Here is a 21,104-nt window from a genome sequence, read left to right as displayed (position 1 = left end):
GTATGACTTCTGCACCGTTTGCTGTAGAGCTACCACTCACATCAAGTGCTTTGTTGCTGTATGACTGAATACAAGCGTAAGGAAGCAAACACTGAACAAGAGGAGCATTAGCTTTATTCGGCCTATTTTAAAAAAATGAAGCATGATGATCCCTCCATCAGATTATGGTGCCAAGCGGTTACTTCTATGACATCACCATGAATGGTGACCTCTTACATAAGGTAATTGGAACATGTGATTTGTGTGTTTGTAATGGATTCCTTTTACATGATCGACGGCACCGTAGATAAATAGGGGATTTTACATTTCCTATTGGTGCTAATGGTGACATACAAGCTGTCACAGAGCGTGTGCTATGATAACATCATAACTTGCTCTGGAAGGCATGGACAAAAGGGGGAAGCCGACGTGAGGCGGATGGATCGCTTGATCGCTATCGTGATTGCCTTACAACAGCGACAAGAATCTGCGCAAATGCTTGCGGATAAGCTTGAGGTGTCTAGGCGTACCATCATGCGGGACATACAGGCACTCTCAGAGATGGGCATACCTTTGTATGCGGAGACAGGCCCGGGAGGAGGGTACCGATTGTCGGAAGGCTATCGGTTGCCGCCGTTGCAACTTGACGTGCAGGAGACCTTGACCGTACTTGTCGCGCTGCGGGCTCTGACTGCTTATGCGGACACGCCGTTCAATCGGGAAAGGTGGACGGTCATGGATAAGATCCGCCACATTCTACCGCCCGAAGCGCTTCATCAAGTTGAGCCGCTGCTTGAATTGATGCGTGTGCAGGTGCCGAAGCGCTCTTACAAGGCACCTCTCTTGACCGAGCTGCTTGCTTACTGTTCGAGCGGGGCGTGGATGAAGGCCTACTATCGTTCGGAGAAGCATCGCCGTTGGCTGTTATTGCAGCCCAAACATGTTTATGCGGAGAACGGGTTCTGGTATTGTGAGGCCTACTCGCCTACACATGGGGAGCTGCGGCTGTTTCGGGCCGATCGTTTTGATGAGTTGCTGGCCGCCGATCCGCCTGCTGATGAGAATCAGGGGGAGGCGTCAGATTCCGCGAGCAAGTACATTCGTATTCGAGCCACGTTAAGCTATCGGGGCCTGCTACTTGTCGAACAAGACCCGCATATCGGGGAAAAAGTGCACGCTGTGCAGGACGACCTGTGGGAAGTTGACTTCCAATGCCCAGAATCAGAATGGGGATGGGCGATACGGTTCTTTTTCTCGCTTGGCGAAGATGCGAACGTGCTGGAGCCGGAAGCGCTGCGGGCTGCGCTCTACGAAAAAGCCCGTGAGCTGTGTGAGCGTTACGGAAAGTAGTCATTTCAGTTCAATGAATATGAACAACAAAGGAGATAGGATCATGAGCGGTGTTGCACAAATTCGGGATCATCTATTGGCGGAAATAGATTTAGCCGTCCGCACAAGCGAGGCACTTTTGGCTAGAATTACACCAGAAGAGTGGGAGTATCGGCCAGCTGACAATATGCGCACGTTATTGGAGCTTGCCCATCATCTTGTATCCATTCCAGCTTCGGACTTGGCTATTTTGCAAGAGAAGTCACAAGCGGAAGTGGAGCAGGTGGAAATGAGCGTAAGTGGAATGAGGGACCCGCAGGAATTGGCGGCGCGGTTTCGGGCCAATTACGAGCAATTGCGGGTGTATATGCTCTCATTAAGCGAGGACGAGCTATTGAACAAGTCCAGTAAAGCGTTTTATTTAGAGCACGGTATGGTGCAAATCAAGTGGTTGATTGAGATTGTCACTCATTCATTTCACCACCGGTCGCAACTTTATAACTATTTGAAACAGTCGGGGCATGAACTCCAGTTCTTCGTGCTATACGGCTAAGAGGCGCTTGGGCCAATGCTTATGTCAATGCTTATATCAATGCATAGGTAAAGGCAGTTTATGAGTTGTATCAAATGTTGCAATAAGCGCTGCAATATATCAAAAACCGCGAACAGGTAGGGCTAACCGTCCGTTCGCGGTTTTTTTGCGTTGCTCTTCAATAAAATAGTAGGATGAAGAAATATGAGTTGATACAAAATATGGATGTTATTATGTTATTATGTTATTATGTTATTATGTTATTATGTTATTATGTTATTATGTTATTATGTTATTATGTTATTTTTCTATTATTTGATGATTATACCTAAGTGCTAACCTATGTTATGATTCTTTCATCTTGTTTCATTTTCATGAATAGGGTACGTTTTTACTTTTTATTCAGCATGAAATGATCCACAACTAAGGAGTGTAGGGAAAGTGAACAAAAAATTCCTAGCTATTGCAATTGCTTTGCTGTTAATAGTAGGTGCAGTGTTCGTGTACATTTACTTTCAATCTGACGAATATCGCGTAAAACAATATGTAAAAAATGAATATGGTGTTAACGTAGAAATAATAAAATTAAGTAGAGAGGGAATTTTTTCAAATAAAAAGTATACGGTTTCTCCTAAGAACCATAAGGATATACAATTCACAGTTGTAATAGATTACACTACAGACAGTGTTATTGCAGACAATTATGCAAGAGCATTAGAAGTGGATAATGAACTACACAAGTTAGAAAAAGTGATTCCTGATGTAGAGAAACTGGGGTTTAAAGATGGCATTAACGATGAAATAAGAGTGGGGTTCACAGAAGAAAAAAATAGTCTTTTTTTACATTCTATCTCACCCATTGAAATAGCCACTTTTGCGGAAAAAGAGTTGGGCCGTTTCTTTGAATTACAAAAATTAATCAAACAAAGTGGGGCATTAATCCACCATGTATCCGTTTATGACATGAGAGAACCTAGTAAGCGTAAGTCCATTCACTTAGATATGGAAAAGATAAAGAGTGTAACTACGAAAGAACAATTATTATCACATATTAAAAAATCAAATTGGGAAATGGTTAGTTTCTATGAGAATAAGAAATGGGAGTCGGAGAAAGCAAGCGTTGAAAACGGACGCTTTACTTTTGGAACGAAGTATGATGAGTATTGGTTCAACTGTAGAGAAACGAATGAAAAAGGGGAATGTTCAAATATCTTGGTCACCCTGAGTTTCAAGGAAAATAGCTTAACCAAAGCAAACAGCAATCTAGAGCAAGATTTCAATTCCATTTTCACTTTATTCGAAGAGACGATTACACCAAAAGCGAAGATAGAATATATTTTTATTGAAGACGGTGCAAGTGATCCTGTAAGATTTACGGAGCAGGAAATAGCTAAATTCGGCACCACGTCCAATTTTATTGCTAAAAATTTCAAATAAAAGCATCAGATTTCACCCCACAAAAGTCGATTCCTGCCTCACGGAATCGACTTTTCTTCATTATCTTTTTATGTACACGATGTAGAAGCGTGATCTAGCTTCGGGGCATCTGAAAGCGAACGATCGTTCCTTTGCCGAGCGTGCTTTCGATGTGCAGCCCGCTGCCGTATATTCGTTTTAATCGGCGGTCTACATTTAACAGGCCGATTCCTGTTTTTCGATTCGGATTTACTTGTAGAAGTTGTTCAAGCTTTTGCTCGTGTATACCTACGCCGTTATCTACGATAGCCACCTCTGTGTAATCGGGATGCTCCTTAATGCGAATCGTAATGACGCCGCCCTCAAACCGTTTCAGCACACCGTGTCGGACCGCATTTTCAACTAGGGGCTGAATGGATAACGGCGGGATGTGAAGAAGTGCGGTCTGTTCCACTTCCCATATGATCTGCATCCTATCTTCGAAGCGCTCCTTCTCGATATACAAGTAGGACTTCACTAACGCGAGTTCATGTTCGAGCAGCACGAGCCTTTTCGTATTTTGAAAGTCAAAGCTAGCGCGTAAATAATTGCTGAACTCCTCCAACATCCTCCGCATGCGGTCGGTATCGATTTCACTAAGCGCAGAGATCGAATTCAACGTGTTGAACAAAAAATGCGGCTGAATCTGTGCTTGCAACCAAGCTGCCTCCATCATTAATCTTTCATGCACAGAACGCTTAAATTGTGTCAGCGCGCTTACTCTAGCCTTAAGCTCCAGCGTGTCCATCGGTTTAATGATGTAGTCATTGGCACCTGCTCGGAAGCCTGCTTCGATATCGTTGGACGAACTGCGTGCCGTCAATAGCAGTATCGGCAGCTCGGAGATCGAAAATCGCTCGCGAATGTGACGCGCCAGCTCATAACCAGACATATGCGGCATCATCACGTCAGCAATGACCAGATCGAATTCCGCTAATTGAATCAGCGATAGCGCTTCTTTTCCGTTCGTTGCAGTGAAAATTCGGTATCGCTCCGTGTCGAAAATTTGGCTCAAAATTTCTAAATTAATCGGATCATCGTCGACCGCTAAGATCGTAATTTGGTTATATTCATGGTTATCCTTTTGACTAGAGTTCAGTGAATGCTTTAAATCCCGTGAACTCCGTGAATGCTGTAATTTCTGTAATTCCTGCAAATTCTCTGAATTCTCCGAATCCCGTGAGTCCCACGAATCGCATGATCGTTCCTCCTTCGATACCGCACCCTCTCTAGCAACATCCGTGAGGAGGCTTGCCTTAGTGGGCTGCGTGCGATGAGTAGACATCAACGCCGACTCCTCTACAGACACCGCAGCAGCAAGTGGACCACTTTGCTGCTCCGCAAGCGGTAATGCATCTACCTCACATAGTTCCAAGGAAAAGGTGAACATAGAACCTTTTCCAGGTGTCGAACGGAACGTTAAAGTACCGCCATGCAGTTCAGTCAACTGCTTGCTTATACTTAAGCCAAGCCCTAGACCAACTTCATACGATTCATCAGGGGCAACTCCTTGTTTATAGGGGAGGAACAACGACTGCTCTGTATGCGCATCAATGCCCACGCCTGTGTCGACGACGTGAATGTACGCCTTGCCTCCCGACATGTCAGCGCGTACCGTAACGACACCTTCGTTCGTAAATTTAATCGCGTTGTGCACCAAGTTGCACAAGATTTGAGTAAGCCGGTTCTCATCCGCAATAACGTGTGGGAACGTATCTGGAATTTCATTGCTTAAACGTATCGGCTTGCCTTCTGTCATATGTCGCATCATATCCATCACACCCACAACAACGGGCTGAATCGATACTTTTTTTAGCTTAAGCTGCACCCTTTTTTCTTTTAATCGCGTCAAATCAAATAGGTCATGAAGCAAGCTAGACATACGACGGCCAACGGTAACGAGCAACTCCAAGTTTTTTTTGCTGCTGTCTTGCATGGAATTGTGCTCGCTCTCTAATACATGTTGAGCTAAATTCATCATGCCATGAAGCGGGTTACGCAGTTCATGGGACGTATTTGCTAAGAAATCATCCTTTAAACGATGCTCTTGTTGCAGATCTTCGGTCATACGCTCTAATTGTATAGAAGTGCGAAAATATCGTCTGAACCAAAAAGAGGCGAACGCAAAAAACGAAATAAGAATGTCAAAAGGATAGTAGCTCGTATACAAAAGTCCCATACTTTTGCAGGTACCCCAAATAATATTGACTGCAATGGAAGTAGAACCAAGCGCTAGCAAGATCGTATCCTCTTCGCCCTGTAAAGCCGCTTTAAGTGTCGTGAAAAGCATAATCACCGGTGGTATAACTACAATAATCATATAAACCGGCATAATTTGCAGTGTTAATTGGATAGGAGCGACAACGATAAATATACACATCACCAAGCACAACATCGTAAACGTGAGAATCAGCTTGGAGTTGGCATCTTTGGCCAGCAAATGTCGTGTCAGCTGCAGCTGCGGGATCGCAACCCCTAAATAAGAGAGGAGTTGAAGCTTTGTTGACCACGCATATCCAATTCCCAGCCATTGTGTAAGCAACATGTTGTCGTCAAACAGAACGGCAGCACTTGCGAACAACATGAGTAAAGTAATATAAATCAATCCGGATTGTCGTTTTCCGAACCGATAAATGAGAAATGCATACACAGCATGGAATAACAGTACGATGCAGACGGTAAGTTCGGTTCCGATGGAGAACCAAGTCGCTCTTTGAATAGCATCTAGTGGGCCAAAATAAATAGGTTGCGTAATTCCGCCAGTAGCGCTGTTGTCATAGTTTGCGACATGGATCACAATATCGACCTTGGCCTGATCGGCCTGGAAATCAACCATATAAGGAACGCTGCGAGCGGTATAACGCTCTGCCGCTGACGATGGCTGCCCAGACTTGCCAACAGAGATACCGTTAACGAACACTTCCGAAGAAGCTAGAATGGAAGCAAGGCGTAGGGCATATTGCTCGCCACCATGTTCCCCAAGCAAAATTTGCAAGTGGTACGTTCCATAACCGTACGTGCTGTCTTGTTGCGGATGTAGAGCAGGCGCCCAATTGCCTGGTACCTTAATCGGTTTGTTTACAGTGTTATCATGATGAGAGAGAGCACCATCATTTTTTAACAGCACTTGGGGATAAAACATCCATTCCCCGTTCAAAGTGACGGCACCGTTTGCATCAAAGTTCCACTCGCGTAAATCCAGAACGCCTTGCATGGCTTTAGGTTGATGCGGTTGTGTAAATAAATCGAGCCAACTGACGCGAATGCTTGTAATGAAAATGATGAACAAAGCGATGATCAGCCATACTTGTAGTTTCTTCCTGTGTTTTGGGACAGTTTGTTTTCGTGTAATTGTTGTCATAATATTGTCTATTTCGACACAAAAAGCGATGTTCCTTCTACTATATTTTCATATAATGGGAAGAGTGGATTTGAATACGGCACAGTTCGGTGCAGAAATGATCAGAACAAGAGGGAGTGCAATGCATAGATGAAGACGATGATCGTTGATGATGAAATCATGGCATTGCGTAGTATGCACAATCACTTAAACCATTTTGCAGATTTAGAGGTTGTAGGGTTGTTTCAAGATCCACGCGAAGCGCTGAAGCTGGCGAATGAGGAGCATATCGATCTCATCTTTTTGGATATAGAGATGCCTGAAATAAATGGGATGGTGCTGGCCGAGTTGCTGTTAGAAGCTCAACCGCATGTACAGATTGTGTTTGTAACAGCGTACAGTGAATATGCCATTGAGGCATTTGAAGTGAACGCGCTTGACTATATACTAAAGCCCGTGCAGCGTACCCGACTTGCCAAAACACTGCAAAGGTGCAGCGTGCAAGAGGGAAACATGACGAAACGAGCAGCACACCCGGCGCAAACCCTTTGTTGTATGGCCTATTTGCATCTGCGTGATGAACAACAGAATGTTCACCTGTTTCAGTGGCGAACGTTAAAAGCGCAGGAGTTGTTTGCCTATTTGCTGCACTATCGGGGGCAGACGGTGCGGAAAGAATCGATTTTGGAGTGGCTATGGACTGAAGTGGATATAGACAAGGCGTCCAGTCTGTTGCACACGACGATTTATCAAATTCGCAGAATTATTAAGCTAACCCATATGGACATTACAATTAAATATAGCGATGGCGGCTATCGCTTGGACTTGGGCAATATCCATTTGGATGTCGAACTGTGGGAACGGGAGATCCATTCCGCATTGCCTGCAACGGTAGACACGTTAACATATAAGCAGCAATTGTTGGACCGATATCAAGGCGACTATTTTGGCGATCATGAATATTTATGGGCCGAACATGAACGTGAGCGTTTACGGACATTGTGGTTGTTCCATGCCCAGCAAATCGCCGAATTTCATTTGGCACAGGGCAGACAACTTGATGCGTTGCACATCTATTTGAATATGATCGAGAAATACCCGTATAACGAAGCGATTTGTTTTGAAACGATGAAAATTTACGCTTCGCTCGGATATACATATGAAGTTAAAAAGCAATATGACAGATTGGTTACTTATTTCCAGTGTGAGCTAGACATTGTACCTAGTAAACAATTGGAAGAATGGTATGACCATTTTATGAGTCGTGTATAAGTCGCAAGGAACGAGTCGGGAAGGAACATACAGCTATACCTGTCCAAGCTGCTCCATTTATGAGTGGCTTGTTTGCCATGTGCCCACCTATAAGCAGAGCGAGTTCAGAAAATGTTCAGACACTTTCACTATAATAGTAGTTATATTTTTATAGGAGTGTATGTTGGTGAAATATTCAGGTAGGCTGTGGTTGGCTTTGTTATCCTTTAACGCTACCGTTGCCTTAAATGTATATGTATTTGCACAAGGTATAAGTAGTTTAGCATTTTTGTTCATCTCGAATATGTGGGTACTCGTCTCGTGGCAAATTGGAAAATATATTGACAAGCTGAACTATGAGCTAGATAGGGATGCACTAACAAATGCGTACAGCCGTAAAGTAGCTGCTCCTATTTATCGAAAACTTACACGCAAAGCGGTTAAAGCGAAAAAAATGGTCGCGATCTTTTTTGTAGATGTGGACCATTTTAAAATGATTAATGATCGTTTCGGACACAAAGCTGGAGATTTACTGCTGCAAAAAGTAGCGGTCCACCTATCAAGGCTGCCGTCAGATCCTCCCGCAACGGTAATTCGTTGGGGAGGGGATGAATTTGTCGTCATGGTTCTATGCCAGACGGAGGAAGAGATTGCACAGATTAATCGCAAATTGCTTACGAATATGGATTATGTATCGAGTCAGCACACCGTAACGATTTCAATTTCCACAGGATATTCGATATTTCCGCATCATGGGAACGAGTTAGAGCAATTGGTTGAGTTTGCCGACACGCAAATGCTCTGGGCGAAGCGATTCAAGAAATTGGAGCAGAGTGACAGATTCTATCTTCGCGGTGAGCGGAATGTCCGCTGATGAAATAATCGCCATCACGTTTACAACGGAAGCGGGCTATGTTACGGTCAATTTATAGAATTCACAGGGATTCACACGGATTCACGCGGGTGTAATTTATTGAAGGAGAAATAAAGGATGCAAAAAAGGGGCTTTTATGCAGCTCTTGGTATATGTTTAAGTATGCTCACAGGTTGTGAAGACTCCGAGCAGCCAACTCGCTCTCCGCAAGAGACGGTGCTGCCGCAAGATAAAGCGCCGGGGAAACGGTTCGGAGCGGACACACAAACACAACTTCAAGCCAAACAGTTGCAGCAATTTATCGTTACTCGTCTAACTGGAAATTATGGTATACATACGAATTATCGTGATACCGATCAAGCTGCGACTGTGGCAACTGGGCATGAGGTGCTGAGCGAGTCGGCGGGATTGCTTATGCGCTATTATGCGCGCACGGGCCAGCAGCAAGCCTTTGATGCAGAGTGGGCGCGGGCCAAGCGCACGTTTGACAACAGCTCAGGCTTTAGTTACCGCTACAGCCCTAAGTTGAACAAGCGTTATCCGCTGAATGCAGCGGTCGACGATCTGCGCATCATTCGTGCGCTCCATGAGGCTGGACAAGCGTTTCAAGATAACCGCTATGCAGTGGAAGCTGCTACATATGGGGAACGATTCTACAAGCATTTAGTGAAAGACGAATATGTGTTTGATTTCTACGATGAAACGTATCAAATCACGAATGATTTCATTACGTTATGCTATATCGATTTTACATCATTGCAGCGGCTGTCAATATCATCTGAGCAGCAGCAACAATTATTCGCCAATATGCTGCAAATTGTGCAAAAAGGGTACTTGTCCGACGATTTTCCGTTCTACGAAACTAGGTATCAGTACAAATCACAAACTTATCGATCAGAACACATTAATACGGTGGAATCGATGTTGACGATTTTGGCACTTTCTGAAGTGCGGCAGCACAATCCTGCCAGCATTCGTTATATTCAAGAGCACGTGAAGGCGGGGACGCTGTATGGACAGTATACGACAAGCGGAACCCCGACTAACGATATTCAATCGACGGCTATCTATGCAATTGCAGCTATGATTGGCGCTGAAATAGGTGATAAGTCGCTTTATGAGAATAGTATTCGTAGAATGAACCAATTTCTAGTTCAAGACGGCGCAAGCCCGCTAAAGAATGGCTTTGGCGATGTTGCATCAGAGCAAGCCTATTCGTTTGATAATTTAATGGCGTTACTAGCCTATACGTATTAAAAATGGCGAAGTGTAGCCGACGAAAGGTAGGCGTGCAACATGGCAATCATCAAGACGCAACATGACAGCAAAGTGCAACATGACAACAAGATGCAACATAACTTCAAGTTGTTTCTTATATTGTTCTGCCGTTATGTATCACCAGCGATGCTAGCTGCTGGCGGTGTATTATTCATTACGGTACTTGCATTGTTCGTGCCACCTTATATTGGAATGGCAGACAACGGCGATTATTTTCGCATTTTATACAGCAACGGTCTGTATTTCAATACACCTGACTACGATAGTCAATATCTTGGTTATTTCATCAAAGAATACGGAATATTCCAATATTACAATGAAAATGGTGCGACCTTATCATCGTCGCAGTCGTTATTTATTCGGTTATCTGTGTGGATAAACGCGTTATTTAATCCACAAGTATTCGACATACGCGTGCAAACGGCCATTTTTACGGCGTTATATACGATCGCGGTCTATTTGCTGATCGAGAGCCTGACATGGAAGATGCCGGTGAAATACGGCTATCCGATCGCGCTAATCGCTATTTTTATTTTTGCAGATACGGCTTACACCGCTTTTTTGAACTCATTTTTCAGTGAAAGTATCGTCATGATTATGTTAATGCTTCTATTTGCATCAGGGTTGCTGCTCTATCGAAATAGGTACAACGACTACGTGCTAATCGCTGTATTTTTTGTGAGTGGCCTACTACTAACGACGAGTAAGCAGCAAAATGCGCCAGTTGGTATCATTATCGCGGTAACATGTGTCCTGTTCATCTTTATTCGAAAAGAGAGGACGTTTCGAATTTGGATGGCCTCCGCGCTGGTCGGCTTGCTGTTAGCGGGGATTGGAACTTACGTGCTAATCCCGAAAGAGTTCGTTAACATTAACAAGTATCATGCGATGACGCGCGGTGTATTGATGGAGTCTGACAATCCAGAAGCGACGCTTGAGGCTTTCGGCATCGACAAGCAGTACGCGGTGTTGAACAAGAGCATTTACTATGAGCCATACACAACGGTTGATGTCGATTCGGACATTTTGGAAAATACGTTTTATAACAAATACGGATTCGTATCCATTTTGTTCTATTATATAACGCATCCCGATCAAGCATTTAAAATGCTAGACTTAGCGGCTAAGCATGCGTTTACGATCCGTCCGCCGGCGATGGGTAACTATGAGAAGTCGGAAGGCAAACCGTTTGGGGCGCAGACGTCGTTTTTTTCAACTTATAGCAAAATTAAACATGCACTAGCCCCGAAAACATTCGGCTTCGTCGTCATTTGGACAATTCTCGTGGTCGGTCTGTACGTACCGTCATTTTTGGAAGCTGTGAAGGCGAGGAATATGCGGCACATGCTGCGGCTGTCACTAATGGTATCTATGATTTTAATGGGGCTGTCCGGCATATTCGTGTCCATTGTCGGAGCTGGGGACGCCGATTTGTCGAAGCACGAATTTTTGTTTACGGCCGTGTTCGACGTCGTGACCTTTGCGACGGTGGCGGATGCGATCGGACACCGATTATGGCGCAACGAGATCGAATTAACGGCTACCGATTAAATAAAATGGTCTCGATTATGAGGGTGAACAGTGACAAGGTGGAGATTTACATGTTTAATAAAATGTTGTTAAGGACGTTAGTGTTGACGGTTAGTCTGATGCTTGTGCTGCCTTCTCCTGTGATTCAAGCCGTTCAAGAGGCAAAGCAAGAGCATGCTATAAAGCAAGAGGAAGCTATAGAGCAAGGGCAAGCTGTAAAGCGTGAACAAGCCGAGCCTCATGTGCTGCTACTGTACGATAGTCTGGCGAAAGGCACGTCCAGAGAAGGCAATGTAGAAGCACTCCAGCGTTTGCTCGCTGCCTATGGGGTAAAGGTGACTATAGCTTCGCTCGATACGTATAAGCAAGGTACATTGCAGCAGTATACGAAGGTGATAGGGGTTCACAATGCGAGTGATCTAATCGCAAGCAATCCCTATTATGGAACTGACTTTGACCATTATGCAGGCGATTATTTGCATATTGGAACACGTATTCCAGCTCTCGTGCAATCGAAGATGAACATGCGTACTCGCGTCGCGGAAGGGAGCACGGTCAGCATATCGATTGGCCCGTACTCACAGGAAGCGATTCAAATTCAGGAGATGCAGCATGTGCGCTATATTGGGCAAACGGACGGGAAAACGTATGGAACCATTGCGTCTAGTAGTACGGGACAATCAACGCCATTTGGAGTTGTGAATGGACGGTATGGGTACGTCCCGTATTTGGAGCAGGGGAACCTAAGCGAGTTAGCCATTGCTTACGTGCTCAAAGATTGGCTTGGTATTACGAAGGAGAGCAGCACTTATCTCGTATTTAAAGAAATTTATCCGTTCTCGGATTTGAAATTGCTGCAACAAATGGCGGATCAGTTGTATGATGCAGGTATTCCGTTCATTGTCAGCGTTAGGCCTGTATTTAGCAATGCGGACTATCCCGCGATGAAGCGGTATTTGGAGACGTTGAAATATGTACAGTCCCGCAACGGTAGCATTATCGTAAACGCACCTGTCGTTGCTTCAACGATTACACAGTTGGATCGGGACTTGAATACGCAGCTGGCATCTTTTGTCGATGTGCTGGCTAATTACGGGATCGCCCCTTTAGGATTTGGGGCTGAAATGTACTGGTCGTACGATCAGCACTATGCGGCTGAAGGAATGGACTTTTTTGACTCCGTGATCTTATTTCCGAATGAGCGGTTGATGTATAAATCTCGTGGAGATACGTCAAAGTCGTTTCCTTCATCCATGTATAGCTTGCAGCCGCGGTTTTTACAGCAATTTGAACACGCGGGTACAGCGATACAAGATTTTCCGATGAATACGGCGCTCACGTTTGATTTCGTGAAGGATGGGAAAGAGCTTCACGAGCTAATAAGGACGCTAAGCGATAGCTGGATTCCATTTGCGGATTATAAGCAAGAAGCACACACGGTCAGTACGCCGAAGAGTACCGTGTCATCACGCAATGGGCTGCTGTTTATTAATGACTCGAGGGTGAATGTAAACGACGGGCTGAAACAGATCAGCTCCGATTATGCTTATAAAGAAGAAACAACGAAAAGCTTTGAGCGCTTGTTTAATGTTCAGAACAAAATTTTTATTGTTATTATTTTGATCACGATGGTTGCTTTCGGAGGCTTTTTCATCATTGGCCATCGCTTGTATAAACGCAAATATATGAAACAGAGAGAGCGTTAAGGAGGCAGCTATGACGATTGCAGATATATTAATGTTAATTGCGGTCATTTGCATTTGGTCACTCTTGCTCGTAAATGTCGTACTCATCATTGCGGGTTACTTGTACTATATCGAGAGTGAGGACAGACCTGTTCCGGAGATCGAAGGTGAAGCCCCATTTGTTTCTATTATGGTGCCCGCACACAATGAGGGGAAAGTCATTATAAAGACTGTGGAATCGCTGCTCGCGCTCGATTATCCGCATGAGCGGTATGAGATTATTGTTATTAATGATAATTCTTCGGATAATAGCAGGGAATTGCTCGGTCAATTGCAATCCAGATATGTGGGCCGTAACTTAACGGTTATTAACACGGATGCCGTCACAGGTGGCAAGGGGAAATCCAACGCGTTAAACATCGGATTTCAGCAGAGTAAAGGTGAACTTATCGCCATCTACGACGCAGACAACACGCCAGAGAAAAAAGCTTTGCGCTATCTCGTAGGTGAAATTATGCACGATAAGACGTTAGGTGCAGTTATCGGTAAATTCCGAACACGCAATCGTGACACTAACCTATTAACCCGATTTATTAATATCGAAACCTTATCCTTCCAATGGATGGCGCAAGCAGGGCGCTGGAAGTTGTTCAAGTTGTGTACGATTCCAGGCACAAACTTTATTATGCGCCGTGAGATCGTGGAGCGAATCGGCGGCTGGGACGTAAAGGCAATTGCCGAGGATACGGAAATTAGTTTCCGTATTTACATGATGGGCTATCGAATCAAGTTTCAACCGAAAGCAGTCACTTGGGAACAGGAGCCGCAGACGCTCAAAGTATGGTTTAAGCAGCGCACACGCTGGGCGAAGGGCAACATTTACGTCATTGTGAAAAATGTTCCGCTACTGTTTGATCGTTCGGCAACGAATATCAGGTTCGACATTTTATACTTTTTATCGATCTATTTCTTATTATTAACTTCATTAATCATGTCGGATATTCTGCTTATTTTGCATGCCTTAGGGTATGTACATACCACGATTGCGGGCTTTAGTACGTTCTTATGGGTGTTAGCAATCACCTTATTTGTGACAGGAACCTTTATTACGCTTATTACGGAAAAAGGCGAGATGAGGCTATCCAATCTATGGATCATTTTACTGATGTACATTTCGTACTGTCAAATGTGGATGGTTGTCGCAGCTTACGGATTATATACGTATGGAAAAGATGTCATCTTCAAAAGAGAGGCAAAATGGTACAAGACGGAACGTTTTTAAGATAGGAGCGAAGGTCATGAACAAATTATTAACCGCGCTAGGCATGATCTGCTTATGCTTATTATTTTTTCAGCCTGATCATAGTTCGATAGTTAGAGCGAATGCAGGTCAATTACACACGTACGAGACCACATTTTCGAATGCAGACACTTCTTTATCAGGTGTTATGACTTCGAATCAGGTCTTTTTTGAAATTGAATCGTATTGGAACATTAACGACGTTAAATTAAATCTCGATTATCAGACGACTCCTTTAGCGAAAGGAGAACAATCCAGTGTCACGTTAATGATCAACGGCACGAAGTTTCACTCGTTTAGACCTGCTGTAAGTGAACAGAAAAAGCAGCGGCTAACGGTGAGCATACCTAAAGCGTTGATCCAAACAGGGAACAACACGGTAACGATTGAAGGTTATATTCAAACCTTGCTAGAGAACGAAATTTGTGTACCGGTACAGAAACGGGATAATTGGTTACAGTTATCCCAGACTTCGGGTGTCGCTATCAGCTACACGAAGGACGCATTAGATGGGAGCATCCGCGATTTTGCTGCGCAGTTTATCGGCATTGACACGACCAATGCCAATCAAAATGCGATAGCGATCCCTAAACAGAGCGATGCAGCAGAGCTAGAAGCATCTGTCTTTGCACTGTCGGGCTTCGCTAAAGCGAACAGCTTAAAACATAAAAGCATCCCGATACTAGCGTTTGATGCAGGTTCTGTGGCGACAAAAAAAGCAGTCGTAGCTGTAGCGCTCTACGATCATTTACCTGAAACGATTAAACAATCGTTGCTGCAAGAAGATTTAAGCAATAAAGCGCTTATACAACTCGTTAATGTCCAAACACAGCCAACACTTGTCATCACATCCAAAAACGCTGAGTTGTTAGTGAAGGCAGGACGTCTGATTGCGAATCAGGAGTTAGTCAATCAATTAACCGAAAATATAAAAATAATTGATGCAAAGACAAACGTGGATACACCGAAAGTGAAAGTGCAGCGCAATGTGGTATTGACTGAGAGCGGGGATCACATCAAAGGAGCGTTGCATCAGGAGCGAACGTACTTTGTTTCTTTGCCAGCAAACCGTTATATCGCAGATGCTAGCAAGCTTAGCCTTGATTTTCGATATGCGAAAAATCTTGATTTTGATCGGTCTATGGTGACGGTGCTCGTAAATAACAAGCCTATCGGCAGTAAAAAGCTAACCGCAGAGCTGGCAAATGCCGACTCGCTCACGCTACCGATTCCTAAAAACCTTGAAATATCGGGTAATTTCACGGTTACCGTGGCCTTTGATTTGGAGCTGAAACATGGCGGCTGCATTGAGCCTAACGATCAAATGCCGTGGGCATATATGACGAAAGAATCCATGCTGCAATTAAACACAAAGGATCGTACCGAACTGTTGTTTAACAATTATCCGAGCCCGTTTTTGCGTGATGGTAGCTTTAATCAGGTAGCCGTTGTGCTGCCACAAGAGCGGGATTTGTATACGTATTTAACGTTGTCTAATCTGTTTAATTTGTTAGGACAGTATGCAGAGGGGAATACGGGGAGCGTTAAGTTCTATGCGGACACGGCGGCAGCTTCTGAGTTGAATCAGCACAATGTCATTGTGATCGGGACGTATGAGAACAATAAGCTCATTCGTGATCACAATGATAAGCTGTACTTTCAATACGATCCTGAACAAGCTGGCGCCACGAACAAGTCTCCACATGGTGGCATTAAAGGAATTGGCTTTAAGTCGAATGAAAAAATGAGCCTTGACACTGACTATGGTAAGCGATTAGGGACGTTGCAATTAATCGATTCTCCGTATGAAGCAGGGTATGGCTTGATGGCTGTTACAGGGGCTAGCCCAGGGTACTACTACTTGGCTTCCGACCTGTTAGCGAGCGAAGAGACGAAGTGGAAAGTGTTCGGCGATGGTGTAGCTACCGATAACGATGGCAATATTTTTGCGCATCGCTTCAAACAGCAAGTCGAACAAGAACAAACATCTGTTATTCAAGATGTGTTACAACGAAGTGACGTGCTTGGTTTCATCGTCGCCGTTGCGCTAGTCTTAATTCTGGTTTGCGTATCACTTATCTTCCTCGTTCGTAAATATAGAAAGAATCGGGGGGAGCGCGATGAAGCGTAATCAAAGCAGTCTGTTGTCTGATGGCGCCTTTATGCTGTGGTTTGTGATTAGCTTTGTGAGCATCGTGTTCACAGCAGCCGACCCCAACCACTATATTTTTAACATTGTGATGTTGAATGTCGCCTTCTTGATTGCGATTGTGACGTATTTTACGACGTTAACAACAGGGTTAATTTTGAACATCGTCTTTATTTTCGGCTACGGTTCGTACACGTTATATCAAACGGTCGTCCAAGGGGGCGTCGTGGAGAGCCATAACTATTTTTGGCTCATCATGACTCCGGTGTATACCCTTGTGACATGGATGATTACACTTGCTACGAAGCGGCTGCAAGATGAAAATGAACGGCTGTATAAGAAAAATGCTTCATTGGCAACGATGGATGAGCATACCGACTTGAAGAACAGCCGCTCTTTCCAGAAGGATGCGACCATTTTTATGGCGCTATCAACTCGCTACAACATCCCGTTGACGTTATTAGTGTTGAAGGTGAAATACTGGGATGAATTAAAGCAAATGGTAAATGAAGAACAGATGACCGAAATGATTTACGACGTCTCGAAAATAAGTGAGACAAGCATTCGGATGAACGATTCGCTTTACATGTTAAACAGTGACAATCCGACATGGGGATTGTTGCTGTTTACGGACCGTGAAGGGGCTAATGTCGTCATCGATCGCTTGAAGGAGAAGGTCACCTTGTTTAATACGGTCGAATTTGCGCACAAGTATAAGATTGAATTGACGCTTACCGTCGGGGCAGTCGAATACGAAGCAGAGGAGATTCCAACACCGCTGGACTTTATTGTGCAAGCTAGAAAGCAAATGGAGTACGACGTGTAAAAATAAGACGAAGAAGCTTTCCCGACAGATGTCGGTAGTGCTTCTTCGTCTTTATTTTAACGTAAGTAAACACCCGATCCTTGCACAATTTCATCCGCACTCAACAGCGTCGCTTCTAGAACGGTCATGTTATTTTTTTTCATAAACGATTGCACAATATGGTAACCTACCGCATAGCCCGCGCCAGCTGACACGCCCACAGGCGAGAATCCTTGTTCCTTTGCCGCTTCATCACCAAACATATAAGCGCTAACCTCCGCAAAGCCTTTTAATCCAAAGCCTTCTTTCATAACATGAATCGAGTACGCAAGCTCTTCCTCATCAATCGAAGTGACCCATGGACCTAACATGGATTCGCCATACAATTCTGTCGCAAATGCATCAGCAAGGCCCTCAATAATTAAATAATCGCCTAAAGTAACATCACCATGATTCCAATTAAAATAGGAAAAGCGAATGTTATGATGAAATTCGTGCGCAATAAGCGCGGGTATGCGCGGAGCGTTGTACTCGTTAGGATGAATCATGAGCATGACATACCCAGGAATTCCGCCAAAACCGCAGTAACCATGCACATGCTTGAGGTTCACAGGATCAGCGATGTACATGCCTAGCTTCACTTGGTCTGCCTTTACACATAATCCAGCTTCAGTGGTGTATTCGATACATTTTGTTAAGCTTTGGTGGGCGATGTTCCACGCGTCCATTTCCATGAGCTGCTGTATTGCTGCTGTCCCGATTTCGGTTTCCTGTACGTCAAGATAGCCCATCATTTTGGTAGCCATCATAACATCATATCCGTTTGGCTGTTTCGCGATTAAGGGTACTTGAATGGTGGCCCACATCGTTTCTAAAGGTTTCATCATCGTGTATCTAAAAAAAGGATCTCGTTTATCCGAAGGTAATGCGAATAAGGACTCATACTGGGCCTTCGTATCCATCATTTCAATATTCATTGTAGTCTCCTTGAATAGGGTAGTAGAGGTCGTCAATTGCTGTAGAGCTCCACAAAGTGAATAAGCACAATTTGGTAACCATCTCTTGTATCAACATAAAGGATCACGTTACGTTAGAGTCAACAGCTGAAAGGGTACAGGCTAAAACTTTTATTCGGTATTTGAATGAACTACAGCCCTCATTTCCATAAAGAGAAAATAAATTAATTATTTTTATGTTGATAATGATTATCATAATCAATTATAATGATGTACAAATAGCAGTTAGAGGAGGAACAGCAATGGTTGTTATTGCAAATACGATTCGCATTCAAAAAGGGGGAGGCGATCGCATGGTGGAGCGGTTTGAGAACCGCGAACGTGGGTTTGTTGAGGGGATGCCTGGTTTTATAAGCGTGTCTTTGTTGCAATTAAGAGGGACGGAAGAGCATGACGAAATTATTGTCCATTCGTTATGGGAGTCGAAAGAAGCACATGATAGCTGGATGAAAACCGAAGAGTTCAGAAAAGCGCATAGCGGTCCTCGCTCGGAAGGACTTATCGACTTCAAAATTCGCGTCTATGATGTGCTCGGCCATCGCAACGCAGAACCACAGGCAGAATCGTTGTCGAATTTACAGCCCAATACATAATAGTTGCGCCAACGAATAGTACGTGGCGTGATCGTGCTTCTAAATGTAATCCTAGTTAACGATGATGGTTATCCTCGAATGTAAGAATTAGGGATTGGAAAAGCGGCAGTACGAGACTGAATATACAAGTCTCAGACTGCCGCTTTCTTTTTACGTAATTCAGTCCAGTCTAAGGCTTGATGATTTCAAATGATTACGACGAACTTGGACCCACATCAGATGCCTTAAGGGGTTTACGGCTACTAGCCGCATTCGAAAATTCATCAGCCCCCACATCGGTTTTCGAGCGTAGCTGACCATCCATATCATCTGTCACTTTCACTCGCTGCTCCAGCTTGCTATCGCTAACGGCTTTATTTATAGCTGGGCTGTTCGCAGATAGTTTGTGTAGACCGTCAGAAATGGTGAGAGCTGGATTTACGGTAACGATTTCAGAAGGGCCGCGTGACGCATTGTTCAATGTACCTCCAAAGCCGATGTTACCCTTAAATACGGTGTCGGTGCTGCTAGCCTCGTGATATAAGATGCCCGTCTTATTTGCGACGATATTGTTGGCTATCCAGCTGCCAGTCGGGACGTATTTTTTTTCCGTATTCGTTGAACCGACCGTAATACCGACTTTACTGTTGACAATGGTGTTATTTACGACTGTGGCACGATACACTCGCCAGTGGGATTTCAAATCTTCAGGTGTATATTGCGGTGGTTTACCGTTTGAACCGCCGTCATACCTGCCGCTGTCCAGAATTATCGCATCACCTGTTATACCTTCCATATAATTGTTATAAATTTTATGATCATTTCCATATATCCGAATGCCCAGGACCTTCTCCTTCACGCCATCCCCAAAAAAGAAGTTGCCGTAAAAGCTGTTATCGTGACCATGTCTGGCTGTCAATCCGCCACGGTTATTTATGAAAGTGTTATACCGAACATCATTTTTTCCTGATTTTACTGAAACGACCTCTAGATCGCCGTCACAATTCTCGAAGAGATTGTATTGGACTTTATTGTGACCCTCGGAAAAGGAAAGCTTCGATAACCCAAGACGAATCGTTTCATTGCCGTTTGCCTTTGAAAACGCTACGTTGCGGAAATGGTTGTATTCAATCACGTCATGCTGAGACATTTGGTCTCCATGTCCACTGGAAGCGATTACGGGTGCAGGATCACTTTTTCCGTTAAAATCGTTACGATCAATCTTGTTGTGGGAGCTGTTCTCACCTTTGATCTCCAGCCATACCAACTTTTTACCAGTTGCAGGAACGGCAAACGTATTGCGTGTCAGTTGTACGTTGTTCGAGCCGTCAAGCTGAACCGCTACACTTCGGGTGTCCGTTCCGGTGTTCGTAATTTTCAGCCCCTCAACGACAATATGCGATGAACGGACAATATGTAACACATCGGCTCCCGCAAGTATCGCCCGCCCGCGGTTGGCGGCTTTAATCGTAATCGGACTATTTTTGATTCCGTGTTTACCACTGATTAACAGTGCTTTGCTTCCTGTATATGTGCCGTCTGCCAACACAATGGTTGTCCCAGCAGTTGCTTGGGCAATTGCTCGCTCTAGCTGCGTGGAGGTCGACACTTTTACTTCCCTTGCCGCTTCAGGCTCAACGTTATACACGACGTCTGTTACTCCTGGCGTGTCACCCGCTAATCTCGGTAACTGATTTTCCACTGCTGAATAACTTGTTACTGGAAATAAAGTTACTGACAACATGGTCATTAGTAATAATCGTCTAACTTTGCTAGATTTCATCAACATGATCACCTCTGTATAAGATTGTAAATCCACCTTCTATATATAACCTATTTTTGATATAAAGTATCGTAAAAATAAGAAAAAATAAAATTGCTAGATATGTACGCGTACCGACAGCACAAGCGTTGAATATGAGTTGAGTGTGGAAGTCTGTAACTCAGTACATATAAATTAATTGAGCATAACAAAATTATTTACATACATACTGTATGTATGTAAAATG

At 44.1% G+C, this 21,104-nt stretch carries 15 protein-coding genes; 12 read left to right on the top strand and 3 right to left on the bottom strand.

Features of this window, described 5'->3' with window-relative positions; all coding sequences use genetic code 11:
* The first annotated feature begins 417 nt into the window (after positions 1-417).
* The 3 genes from KIK04_RS23775 (at position 418) to KIK04_RS23765 (ending at position 3,277) form a co-directional block, all read left to right on the top strand.
* The gene (locus KIK04_RS23775; protein ID WP_332330025.1) at positions 418-1,329 is read left to right on the top strand and encodes a helix-turn-helix transcriptional regulator; all 912 of its coding nucleotides are present in this window, start codon (positions 418-420) and stop codon (positions 1,327-1,329) included.
* A gap of 43 nt (positions 1,330-1,372) precedes the next feature.
* Positions 1,373-1,861 carry a DinB family protein gene (locus KIK04_RS23770; RefSeq protein ID WP_232276253.1) on the top strand — a complete coding sequence of 163 codons (489 nt, stop codon included), beginning with the start codon at positions 1,373-1,375 and terminating at the stop codon, positions 1,859-1,861.
* A gap of 420 nt (positions 1,862-2,281) precedes the next feature.
* Entirely contained in the window at positions 2,282-3,277 is a 996-nt protein-coding gene (locus tag KIK04_RS23765) for a hypothetical protein (protein ID WP_232276252.1), read from the top strand.
* Between the two features lie 94 nt (positions 3,278-3,371).
* Here KIK04_RS23765 and KIK04_RS23760 read toward each other — a convergent pair whose 3' ends face one another.
* A complete protein-coding gene (locus KIK04_RS23760) occupies positions 3,372-6,656 on the bottom strand; it encodes an ATP-binding protein (protein WP_232276251.1) in 3,285 nt (1,094 codons plus the stop codon).
* A 129-nt stretch (positions 6,657-6,785) separates the two neighbouring features.
* Here KIK04_RS23760 and KIK04_RS23755 point away from each other — a divergent pair, with 129 nt between their 5' ends.
* From KIK04_RS23755 to KIK04_RS23720, 8 genes are all read left to right on the top strand, one after another.
* Positions 6,786-7,907 carry a response regulator gene (locus KIK04_RS23755; RefSeq protein ID WP_232276250.1) on the top strand — a complete coding sequence of 374 codons (1,122 nt, stop codon included), beginning with the start codon at positions 6,786-6,788 and terminating at the stop codon, positions 7,905-7,907.
* A 166-nt stretch (positions 7,908-8,073) separates the two neighbouring features.
* Positions 8,074-8,760 carry a GGDEF domain-containing protein gene (locus KIK04_RS23750; RefSeq protein ID WP_232276249.1) on the top strand — a complete coding sequence of 229 codons (687 nt, stop codon included), beginning with the start codon at positions 8,074-8,076 and terminating at the stop codon, positions 8,758-8,760.
* A gap of 117 nt (positions 8,761-8,877) precedes the next feature.
* Positions 8,878-10,017: a glycosyl hydrolase family 8 gene (locus KIK04_RS23745; RefSeq protein ID WP_232276248.1), complete on the top strand. Its 1,140-nt coding sequence runs from the start codon at positions 8,878-8,880 to the stop codon at positions 10,015-10,017.
* Positions 10,018-10,056: 39 nt separating this feature from the next.
* Complete coding sequence (locus tag KIK04_RS23740) at positions 10,057-11,589, top strand: glycan biosynthesis hexose transferase WsfD (protein WP_232276247.1); 1,533 nt, start codon at positions 10,057-10,059, stop codon at positions 11,587-11,589.
* A 50-nt stretch (positions 11,590-11,639) separates the two neighbouring features.
* On the top strand, positions 11,640-13,274 hold the full coding sequence (locus tag KIK04_RS23735; RefSeq protein ID WP_232276246.1) for a DUF2334 domain-containing protein: 1,635 nt from the start codon (positions 11,640-11,642) through the stop codon (positions 13,272-13,274).
* Positions 13,275-13,284: 10 nt separating this feature from the next.
* Complete coding sequence (locus KIK04_RS23730; RefSeq protein WP_232276245.1) at positions 13,285-14,535, top strand: glycosyltransferase family 2 protein; 1,251 nt, start codon at positions 13,285-13,287, stop codon at positions 14,533-14,535.
* A 16-nt stretch (positions 14,536-14,551) separates the two neighbouring features.
* On the top strand, positions 14,552-16,684 hold the full coding sequence (locus tag KIK04_RS23725; RefSeq protein ID WP_232276244.1) for a cellulose biosynthesis cyclic di-GMP-binding regulatory protein BcsB: 2,133 nt from the start codon (positions 14,552-14,554) through the stop codon (positions 16,682-16,684).
* Positions 16,674-17,528, top strand: coding sequence for a diguanylate cyclase domain-containing protein (locus KIK04_RS23720; RefSeq protein WP_232276243.1), 855 nt, complete (start codon positions 16,674-16,676; stop codon positions 17,526-17,528). Before KIK04_RS23725 ends, KIK04_RS23720 begins: the two co-directional genes overlap by 11 nt.
* A gap of 56 nt (positions 17,529-17,584) precedes the next feature.
* On the opposite strand, the gene KIK04_RS23715 is transcribed toward KIK04_RS23720, so the two are convergent.
* Positions 17,585-18,484, bottom strand: a complete 900-nt coding sequence (locus tag KIK04_RS23715) for a DUF2268 domain-containing putative Zn-dependent protease (protein ID WP_232276242.1) — start codon at positions 18,482-18,484, stop codon at positions 17,585-17,587.
* Between the two features lie 281 nt (positions 18,485-18,765).
* On the opposite strand from KIK04_RS23715, the gene KIK04_RS23710 reads away from it, so the two are divergent.
* Complete coding sequence (locus KIK04_RS23710) at positions 18,766-19,116, top strand: antibiotic biosynthesis monooxygenase family protein (protein ID WP_232276241.1); 351 nt, start codon at positions 18,766-18,768, stop codon at positions 19,114-19,116.
* A gap of 193 nt (positions 19,117-19,309) precedes the next feature.
* Here KIK04_RS23710 and KIK04_RS23705 read toward each other — a convergent pair whose 3' ends face one another.
* Complete coding sequence (locus KIK04_RS23705) at positions 19,310-20,845, bottom strand: polysaccharide lyase 6 family protein (RefSeq protein ID WP_232276240.1); 1,536 nt, start codon at positions 20,843-20,845, stop codon at positions 19,310-19,312.
* Positions 20,846-21,104: the final 259 nt, after the last annotated feature.

Origin of the sequence: Paenibacillus sp. 481 (assembly GCF_021223605.1) — a bacterium.
Classification (GTDB): domain Bacteria; phylum Bacillota; class Bacilli; order Paenibacillales; family Paenibacillaceae; genus Paenibacillus_B.
This window is presented reverse-complemented; position numbering and strand designations above follow the sequence as displayed.

Bases quoted from the DNA above. Each gene is read 5' to 3' on its own strand.
- KIK04_RS23740 (WP_232276247.1), top strand. From the start codon at position 10,057: ATGGCAATCATCAAGACGCAACATGACAGCAAAGTGCAACATGACAAC.
- KIK04_RS23710 (WP_232276241.1), top strand. From the start codon at position 18,766: ATGGTTGTTATTGCAAATACGATTCGCATTCAAAAAGGGGGAGGCGAT.
- KIK04_RS23705 (WP_232276240.1), bottom strand. From the start codon at position 20,845: ATGACCATGTTGTCAGTAACTTTATTTCCAGTAACAAGTTATTCAGCA.
- KIK04_RS23715 (WP_232276242.1), bottom strand. From the start codon at position 18,484: ATGAATATTGAAATGATGGATACGAAGGCCCAGTATGAGTCCTTATTC.
- KIK04_RS23735 (WP_232276246.1), top strand. From the start codon at position 11,640: ATGTTTAATAAAATGTTGTTAAGGACGTTAGTGTTGACGGTTAGTCTG.
- KIK04_RS23755 (WP_232276250.1), top strand. From the start codon at position 6,786: ATGAAGACGATGATCGTTGATGATGAAATCATGGCATTGCGTAGTATG.
- KIK04_RS23720 (WP_232276243.1), top strand. From the start codon at position 16,674: ATGAAGCGTAATCAAAGCAGTCTGTTGTCTGATGGCGCCTTTATGCTG.
- KIK04_RS23745 (WP_232276248.1), top strand. From the start codon at position 8,878: ATGCAAAAAAGGGGCTTTTATGCAGCTCTTGGTATATGTTTAAGTATG.
- KIK04_RS23730 (WP_232276245.1), top strand. From the start codon at position 13,285: ATGACGATTGCAGATATATTAATGTTAATTGCGGTCATTTGCATTTGG.
- KIK04_RS23770 (WP_232276253.1), top strand. From the start codon at position 1,373: ATGAGCGGTGTTGCACAAATTCGGGATCATCTATTGGCGGAAATAGAT.
- KIK04_RS23775 (WP_332330025.1), top strand. From the start codon at position 418: ATGGATCGCTTGATCGCTATCGTGATTGCCTTACAACAGCGACAAGAA.
- KIK04_RS23725 (WP_232276244.1), top strand. From the start codon at position 14,552: ATGAACAAATTATTAACCGCGCTAGGCATGATCTGCTTATGCTTATTA.
- KIK04_RS23760 (WP_232276251.1), bottom strand. From the start codon at position 6,656: ATGACAACAATTACACGAAAACAAACTGTCCCAAAACACAGGAAGAAA.